The sequence below is a fragment of the Kistimonas scapharcae genome, from assembly GCF_039540975.1.
GTDB classification, from domain to species: Bacteria; Pseudomonadota; Gammaproteobacteria; order Pseudomonadales; family Endozoicomonadaceae; genus Kistimonas; species Kistimonas scapharcae.
On sequence record NZ_BAABFL010000223.1, the window covers coordinates 1 to 1,034 of the forward strand.

Sequence of the window (1,034 nt, forward strand, 5' to 3'; positions counted from 1 at the left end):
AAATCAGGCTCGCCAATACGTAAGGTGACGGGGGTGTTCAAGTAGACCAGAATCGGTGTTCAAGTAAACCAGAATATGCACCTCCTAAGGCTACTCATGCTTGCAAAGGCTTTGTCACACTGCTCGCACTGATAGGGCTTTTCGCCGGTGTGTATGCGCTGGTGCACCCTAAGGTTACTCTTGTGTGCAAAGGCTTTGTCACACCGATCACACTGATGGAGTTTTTCCCTGCTATGGGTAAGCTGGTGTTTTCTAAGATCGCCCTTTTGGGCAAAGGCTTTGTTACACTCATCGCACTGATAGGGCTTTTCCCCTGTGTGAATGCGCTGGTGTTGTACAAGGTGGCCGTTTTGGGAAAAAACTTTGTCACACCAGGCACACTTATAAGGTTTTTCCCCAGTATGGACGCGCTGGTGCACCCTAAGACTTTTTTTGACAGCAAAGGCTTTGCCACACTGGTCGCACAGATAGGGCTTTTCCCCAGTGTGAATGCGCTTGTGCACGTTAAGGTGCCCTTTCGTAGTAAAGGCCTTGTCACACCGATCACAGTGATGATGCTTCGGGTTAACATGGAAACGTTCCTCATGCTCTACCATCTGATCATAGCCATGAAAACTCTTTTCACAATATGGACATTCAAACGGTCTCTTGTACTTAGCGGCCTCTTTATCTGAATCGGCTCGTTGCTCAACGGCAACCGGAGGCACTACCACCTCATCAGTACTGACAGCAGCACCTGATTCTACAGACACACCACCCAAGGCTTCCCCACTATCTGTCAAGCCTGCTTGGGGCTGAAAAGTCTCACGCATTGCCCTTTCAACAATATTGCCTCTCTCAGCACCGGCCAACGTTTCAAGACCAGCCGCTGCACCACTGGCCGCTGACTCATCCCCTCCTACTCCGACGTCTTCGGCCCGATCACCAAAGTGGCTGTTGCGCAAATGACTGGTATAAACCTTAACTCCCGCTTAACGATCTGAAGAAGTAAGGCTAAATTGAATGAAGAGAGCGTCCCCTGTGCTCTTCAGGCA

Annotated in this window: 2 protein-coding genes; one reads left to right on the top strand and one right to left on the bottom strand. The window is 50.0% G+C overall.

What is annotated here, in order from left to right; translation table 11 throughout:
* Positions 1-59: 59 nt before the first annotated feature.
* Entirely contained in the window at positions 60-323 is a 264-nt protein-coding gene (locus ABD892_RS27085; protein WP_425559230.1) for a C2H2-type zinc finger protein, read from the bottom strand.
* On the opposite strand from ABD892_RS27085, the gene ABD892_RS10540 reads away from it, so the two are divergent.
* Complete coding sequence (locus ABD892_RS10540) at positions 234-674, top strand: hypothetical protein (RefSeq protein ID WP_345195582.1); 441 nt, start codon at positions 234-236, stop codon at positions 672-674. The two genes, ABD892_RS27085 and ABD892_RS10540, sit on opposite strands and share 90 nt — an antisense overlap.
* The last annotated feature ends 360 nt before the right edge of the window (positions 675-1,034 follow it).